The following is a 6,643-nucleotide window of genomic DNA, read 5'->3' on the forward strand; positions in this document are numbered from 1 at the left end:
ACCGGTGCGCTCATGGCGTGCCCTGTTCGCGCGCCTACCCGGTACGTCAATCAGTGACCACAGCCGGATGCGGGGCGCAGCATCCAGCGAGCAAGCAGTCAGAAGAAGGGTTCCGCGGTGTACGCGATCGTTCGTTGCGGCGGCAGGCAGCAGAAGGTCTCCGTCGGTGACGTCCTTGAGGTGGACAAGGTCGCCGGCGAGGTCGGTTCCACGGTTTCGCTGCCGACGGTGCTCGTCGTCAACGACGGCGACGTGACCACCGAGGCGGGCCGGTTCACGGTTGCCGCCGAGATCCTCGGCGAGACCAAGGGTCCGAAGATCCGCATTCTGAAGTACAAGAACAAGACCGGCTACAAGAAGCGCCAGGGTCACCGCCAGCGGTACACCCAGGTGAAGATCACTGGCATCAACCAGGCCTGAGTTTCGGGAGTTTTGCGAGATGGCACACAAGAAGGGCGCGTCGTCCACTCGGAACGGCCGTGACTCCAACGCCCAGCGCCTCGGCGTGAAGCGCTTCGGCGGCCAGCTGGTCAACGCCGGTGAGATCATCGTCCGCCAGCGCGGCACCCACTTCCACCCGGGCGACAACGTCGGCCGCGGTGGCGATGACACGCTGTTCGCGCTGACCGCCGGTCACGTGCAGTTCGGCGTGAAGCGCGGGCGCCGCGCGGTGAGCATCGTCCCGGTCGCGGAGTAGATTCGCACCGACAGACGTTGACGACAGGGGTGGATCGCACACAGCGGTCCGCCCCTGTTCGCGTTTTCAGCAGAGCTTCCCGCAGATAGGGGTAGGAGAGCAGACATGCCGGACTTTGTGGACCAGGTGGTCCTGCACATCAAGGCCGGTGACGGGGGACATGGCTGCGCCTCTGTCCACCGGGAGAAGTTCAAGCCGCTGGGTGGCCCGGACGGGGGCAACGGCGGTCGCGGCGGCGACGTGATCCTCGAGGTCGACCCGAACACCGCGACCCTCCTGGAGTACCACCGCCGCCCGCACCGCAGGGCCGACAACGGCAAGCAGGGGCAGGGCTCCAACCGCGACGGCGCCAACGGCGGCGACGTCGTCCTCCCGGTGCCGGACGGCACCGTGGTCAAGGACGCCGCCACCGGCGAGGTCATCATCGACCTGGTCGGCGCGGGCACCCGCTACGTGATCGCCGAGGGCGGGCACGGCGGGCTGGGCAACGCCGCGCTGGCCTCCGCCAAGCGCAAGGCGCCCGGGTTCGCGCTGCTCGGCGAGCCGGGCGCCGAGCTCGACGTGATGCTGGAGCTGAAGAGCGTCGCGGACGTGGCGCTGGTCGGCTTCCCCAGCGCCGGCAAGTCCTCCCTGATCGCCGCGCTCTCCGCGGCCCGGCCGAAGATCGCCGACTACCCGTTCACCACGCTGGTGCCGAACCTCGGCGTGGTCACCGCGGGCGAGACCGTCTTCACCGTCGCCGACGTGCCGGGCCTGATCCCGGGGGCCTCCCAGGGCAGGGGCCTGGGCCACGAGTTCCTGCGCCACGTGGAACGCTGCAGCACGCTCGTGCACGTGATCGACTGCGCCACGATGGAGCCGGGCCGCGACCCGGTCAGCGACTACGAGGCGATCGAGGCCGAGCTGAAGGCGTACGGCAAGCTGGAAGACCGGCCGCGCCTGGTCGCGCTGAACAAGGCCGACGTGCCCGACGCCCGCGACCTGGCCGACATCGTCCGGCCGCTGCTCGAAGAGCACGGCCTGCGGGTCTTCCCGATCTCCGCGGCCACCCACGAGGGCCTCAAGGAGCTCACCTACGCCATGGGGGAGATGGTCGCCGCGGCCAGGGCCGCCGCCCCCGCCCCGGAGCCGACCCGCCTGATCCTGCGGCCCAAGCAGCTCGGCGACACCGGCTTCGCCGTCCGCCGGGTCGACGAGAACACCTTCCAGGTCACCGGGGCCAAGCCGGAGCGGTGGATCCGTCAGACCGACTTCTCCAACGACGAGGCCGTGGGTTACCTCGCCGACCGGCTGGAGCGGCTCGGCGTGGAGGAGGAGCTCCTCAAGGCCGGGGCCACGGCGGGCGCCGAGGTCATCATCGGCTCGATGGACAACGGCTACGTCTTCGACTGGCAGCCGACGCTCAACGCCGAGGCCGTGCACCACGGCCCCCGCGGGACCGACGACCGCCTGGGCTGACGAGAAGACCGTCCGAGGGTCCGCCTTCCCCGCCGGTTCCGTCCGGCCGGCAGGGGAGGGGAGGGCCCGGCAACCCGCTCTCCTCTAGATCATCTTTTGAAAGGTACGTGCCGTGAACTCTGGGCGCGATCGGATCCGTACGGCAGCGCGACTCGTCGTGAAGGTGGGCTCGTCCTCTCTCACGACCCCGCAGGGGACGATCGACGTCGACCGGGTGGACGCCCTGGTGGACGTGCTCGCCGCGCGGCGCGGGAGCGGCACGCAGATCGTGCTGGTCTCCTCGGGCGCCATCGCCGCCGGTCTCGGCCCGCTGGGGCTGTCGGCTCGCCCCCGCGACCTGGCCACCCAGCAGGCCGCGGCCTCCGTCGGCCAGGGCGTGCTGGTGGCCCGCTACACTTCCTCCTTCGCCCGTTACGGCCTGCGCGTCGGCCAGGTGCTGCTGACCGCCGACGACATGATGCGCCGCTCGCATCACGTCAACGCCCAGCGCACACTGAGCCGGCTGCTGGAGCTGGGCATCGTCCCGGTGGTCAACGAGAACGACACCGTCGCCACCGACGAGATCCGCTTCGGTGACAACGACCGGCTCGCCGCGCTGGTCGCCCACCTGATCCGGGCCGACGCCCTGGTGCTGCTCTCGGACGTCGACGCCCTCTACGACGGCGACCCCCGCCGGCCCGGCGCCCGCCGGCTCGGTGACGTGCGTGGTCCCGAGGACCTCATCGGGGTCGAACTCGGCAAGGGCGGCGCGGTGGGCACCGGCGGGATGGTCACCAAGGTGCAGGCGGCCAGGATCGCCACCGGGGCGGGTGTGCCCGTGGTGCTGACCGCCGCCGCGCACGCCGCCCAGGCTCTCGCGGGCAACGACATCGGCACCTACTTCCACCCCGACGGCCGCCACCCGGGTACCCGCCTGCTCTGGCTGGCCCACGCCACCACCGGACGCGGCCGGCTCCACCTCGACCCGGGGGCGGTCGAGGCCGTGGTGGGCCGCCGCAAGTCGCTGCTGCCCGCCGGGGTCACCGCCGTCGAGGGCGAGTTCGCCGCCGGCGACCCGGTCGACCTGTGCGGGCCGCTGGGCCGGGTGGTCGCCCGGGGCCTGGTCAACTTCGACGCCGGGGAGATCCCCGGGCTGCTCGGCCGGTCCACCCGCGAGTTGGCCGCCAGCCTCGGTCCGGAATATGAACGTGAGCTCATCCACCGTGACGACATCGTCATACTGGAGTCCCACGCCTAGTTCTTTTGGAGCGCGAGATGTCCGACGACTTCCTGAAGGTAGCCCTGGCGGCTAAAGAGGCCGCCGCCGAGCTGGCCCCGCTGCCGCGGGCGCCGAAGGACGCCGCGCTCCGCGTCGTCGCCGACGCGCTCGTGGCCGGTGCCGCCGAGATCGTCGCGGCCAACGCCCTCGATGTGGAGAAGGCCAGGGAGAGCGGCACCTCCGAATACATGATCGACCGGCTCCGCCTCGACGAGGCCCGGATCCGGGCCATCGCCGACGCGGTCCGCCAGGTCGCCGACCTGCCCGACCCGGTGGGCGAGGTGATCCGCGGGAGCACGCTGCCCAACGGCCTGGAGCTGCGCCAGATCCGGGTCCCGCTGGGTGTGGTCGGCATCATCTACGAGGGCCGGCCCAACGTGACCGTGGACGCCGCGGCGCTCTGCCTCAAGAGCGGCAACGCCACCCTGCTGCGCGGCTCCTCCAGCGCGTACCAGTCGAACGTGGTCCTGGTCAGGATCATGCAGGAGGCGCTGGCCGGCACCGAGGTGCCCGCCGGGGCCGTGCAGCTGGTGCCGGGCCTGACCCGCGACTCGGTCAAGCAGCTGATGCGGGCGCGCGGCCTGGTCGACGTGCTGATTCCCCGCGGCGGCGCCTCGCTGATCAACTCGGTGGTCGAGGAGTCCACGGTCCCGGTGATCGAGACCGGGGTGGGCAACTGCCACGTCTACGTCGACGCCGACGCCGACGAGGACCTCGCGATCGAGATCCTGCTCAACTCCAAGGTGCAGCGGCCGTCGGTGTGCAACGCCGCCGAGACGCTGCTGGTGCACGCGGCCGTGGCCGACACCTTCGTGCCGCGCGCGCTGGCCGCGCTGGCGGCCCAGGGCGTGACGGTGCACGGTGACGCCCGCGTCGCCGCCTACGGCGACGTGGTGCCCGCGGGGGAGGACGACTTCAGCCGGGAGTACCTCTCCCTCGACATCGCCGCCGCGGTGGTCGACTCGCTGGAGGACGCGGTCGCGCACATCAGGAAGTACGGTTCGGGCCACACCGATGCGATCGTCACCCGGTCGATCAGCGCTTCCCGCCGGTTCGTCGCGCTGGTCGACTCCGCGGCCGTGGCGGTCAACGCCTCGACGCGGTTCACCGACGGCGGCGAGTTCGGCTTCGGCGCGGAGATCGGCATCTCCACCCAGAAGCTGCACGCACGCGGCCCGATGGGCCTGCCCGAGCTGACCTCGACCAAGTGGGTCTACACCGGCGAGGGGCACCTGCGCACCGGCACGGGCACGGTCATCGCCGGGAGTGAAGCCGCTTCCAAGTAGGAGACAAGCAGGGGCCGGTATGCCTGGTGTCATGGCCGAACAGCGCATCGACATCACCTGCCATTCGCCCTCGGCGCCCGAGCGTGTCTGGGCCCTGCTGTCCGACGTCTCCACCTGGAGCTCCTGGGGCCCCTTCGACGCCTCCGGCCTCGAGTCGCCGGGCTCGCCCGAGCCTGACGGCGTCGGGGCCGTGCGCTTCTTCCGGCGTGGCCGGAGGGTCACCCGGGAGCGCGTGATCGTCTTCGACGAGATCCGGCGGCACTTCGCCTACGAGTTGCTGGAGGGCATCCCGGCCCGTGACTACCGCGCCGATGTGACGCTGGAGCCGCTGCCCGGCGGCGGTACGGCCATCCGCTGGCGTTCCCGGTTCCGCGGGCGCCTCCCTGGTCAGGGGCCGGTGGTGAAGCTGGTCCTGCGGCGGTTCATCGACGACCTGGTCCAGCGCCTCGCCCGTCACTGAGTGTTATAGTGTGTCGCTCCATGTAATGACGGTCACTTCGGGTTTGACTGAACTTCATGGAAATCGTGATTGCGGTGCTATTTGTCGCTCTCGTCCTTTTCGGTGTGGACAGGTTGATGCTGTGGCTGGAGGGCCGCGGGCACGTCAACTGGCGCCGCACCGGTCGTCCGGACCTGTCGGCCGAGCCGACCATCGGGCTGGACGGCCTGCTGTCCGACCCGGTCCAGGAACGTACCCGGCGGCCGTGAGGACGATCGCGCGGCGTTCGCCGGGGAAGGAGCGTCTCCCGCCTCCGCCGGGCGCCTCCCGCGCGGCCCGGTAGGGTGCCCGCCCACACCTCCCGCGCGGGCCCAGGAGGGGGCCGCCCACACCCCCGTGTGACCTGCCAGGACTCCGCCGTGCCCGCCGCCGGGCCGGGGGCGGACGCACCGATCTTCCCGGGAGTCGGCGTGCCGTCGGAAAAACGTCACGCCCGCCCGCTATGGTGTGGTCTCCTATGGCTGGAGAGCAGGGGAGCGAGCGGAAGTGAGCGACCCGACAGGCGCAGCGGTCCTTGACCCGTGTGGCCGATGCAGGAGGGCACATGGGTCGTCTCGGCCGGGTCGGTCCCTACACGTTGCTGGAGCGTCTCGGCAGGGGCGGTATGGGCGAGGTCTACCTCGCCACCAGCCGCCGGGGTGACAACGTCGCGCTCAAGGTGCTCCACGACGCCGTCGACGCCGACTCGGAGGCCCGAACACGCCTCGAACGCGAGGTGCGAGCGCTGCGCAGGGTCGAGAGCCCCTACGTCGCCCGCGTCCTCGACGCCGACCTGGAGGGCGACCGGCCCTACCTGGTCATGGAGCACATCGAGGGTGACACCCTCCTGGAGCGGGTGCGCCGCGACGGCCCTCTGCAGGGGAGCGGCCTGCTGGCTCTGGCCCACGGGCTGGCCACCGCCCTGTCGATCATTCACGCGGCCGGGGTCGTGCACCGTGACCTCAAGCCGACCAACGTGCTGGTCGGTGCGGATGATGAGCCCGTCCTCATCGACTTCGGCATCGCCCACGTCCTGGACGCCACCCGGCTCACCGTGACCGGCACCTTCCTCGGCACCCCCGGTTACGCCGCCCCCGAACTGTTCGCCGACGAGCACGTGGGCGAGCCCGCCGACGTGCACGCCTGGGCGGCCACCGTCGCCTTCGCCGCGACGGGCCGGCCTCCTTTCGGCCGGGGCACGGTCGAGGCGCAGATGTACGCGATCCTCAACGGCCACGCCGACCTCGAAGGCGTGCCCGCCTCCCTGCTGCCGCTGGTCCGGGCCGCCCTCCACCGTGAGGCGGCCAAACGCCCCACCGCCGCCCTGCTCGCCGGCCGCCTCACCCGCCTGGTCCGCGCGGCCTCGCCCGATGCCGGGGTCGCGCCGGCAGGGGAGAAGCGGGAGGGTCCTCCCCGGCGCGTCCGCGCCCGGACGGCCGCTCCCGCCCGGGACAGACTCGCCGACG

Annotated in this window: 8 protein-coding genes; all 8 read left to right on the plus strand. The window is 71.6% G+C overall.

Annotated features, from left to right (window positions below):
* Window positions 1-117 precede the first annotated feature (117 nt).
* Entirely contained in the window at window positions 118-420 is a 303-nt protein-coding gene (gene rplU, locus ABD841_RS36320; RefSeq protein WP_344981202.1) for a 50S ribosomal protein L21, read from the plus strand.
* 19 nt (window positions 421-439) lie between these two features.
* Entirely contained in the window at window positions 440-697 is a 258-nt protein-coding gene (gene rpmA, locus ABD841_RS36325; protein WP_020546367.1) for a 50S ribosomal protein L27, read from the plus strand.
* Between the two features lie 105 nt (window positions 698-802).
* Window positions 803-2,155: a GTPase ObgE gene (obgE, locus tag ABD841_RS36330; RefSeq protein ID WP_344981204.1), complete on the plus strand. Its 1,353-nt coding sequence runs from the start codon at window positions 803-805 to the stop codon at window positions 2,153-2,155.
* Window positions 2,156-2,267: 112 nt separating this feature from the next.
* Window positions 2,268-3,392: a glutamate 5-kinase gene (gene proB, locus ABD841_RS36335; RefSeq protein ID WP_344981206.1), complete on the plus strand. Its 1,125-nt coding sequence runs from the start codon at window positions 2,268-2,270 to the stop codon at window positions 3,390-3,392.
* A 17-nt stretch (window positions 3,393-3,409) separates the two neighbouring features.
* Complete coding sequence (locus tag ABD841_RS36340; RefSeq protein ID WP_344981208.1) at window positions 3,410-4,699, plus strand: glutamate-5-semialdehyde dehydrogenase; 1,290 nt, start codon at window positions 3,410-3,412, stop codon at window positions 4,697-4,699.
* Window positions 4,700-4,730: 31 nt separating this feature from the next.
* Window positions 4,731-5,159, plus strand: coding sequence for an SRPBCC family protein (locus ABD841_RS36345; RefSeq protein ID WP_344981210.1), 429 nt, complete (start codon window positions 4,731-4,733; stop codon window positions 5,157-5,159).
* 56 nt (window positions 5,160-5,215) lie between these two features.
* Window positions 5,216-5,407, plus strand: coding sequence for a hypothetical protein (locus ABD841_RS36350; protein WP_344981212.1), 192 nt, complete (start codon window positions 5,216-5,218; stop codon window positions 5,405-5,407).
* A 335-nt stretch (window positions 5,408-5,742) separates the two neighbouring features.
* On the plus strand, window positions 5,743-6,643 hold a 901-nt coding region (locus ABD841_RS36355), incomplete at its 3' end, for a serine/threonine-protein kinase (RefSeq protein ID WP_344981214.1).

The sequence above is a fragment of the Streptosporangium fragile genome (assembly GCF_039534445.1).
GTDB lineage: Bacteria > Actinomycetota > Actinomycetes > Streptosporangiales > Streptosporangiaceae > Streptosporangium > Streptosporangium fragile.

Excerpts from the sequence above, each read along its gene's own strand:
- rpmA (WP_020546367.1), top strand. The coding sequence starts at position 440 with ATGGCACACAAGAAGGGCGCGTCGTCCACTCGGAACGGCCGTGACTCC.
- obgE (WP_344981204.1), top strand. The coding sequence starts at position 803 with ATGCCGGACTTTGTGGACCAGGTGGTCCTGCACATCAAGGCCGGTGAC.
- ABD841_RS36340 (WP_344981208.1), top strand. The coding sequence starts at position 3,410 with ATGTCCGACGACTTCCTGAAGGTAGCCCTGGCGGCTAAAGAGGCCGCC.
- ABD841_RS36345 (WP_344981210.1), top strand. The coding sequence starts at position 4,731 with ATGGCCGAACAGCGCATCGACATCACCTGCCATTCGCCCTCGGCGCCC.
- ABD841_RS36350 (WP_344981212.1), top strand. The coding sequence starts at position 5,216 with ATGGAAATCGTGATTGCGGTGCTATTTGTCGCTCTCGTCCTTTTCGGT.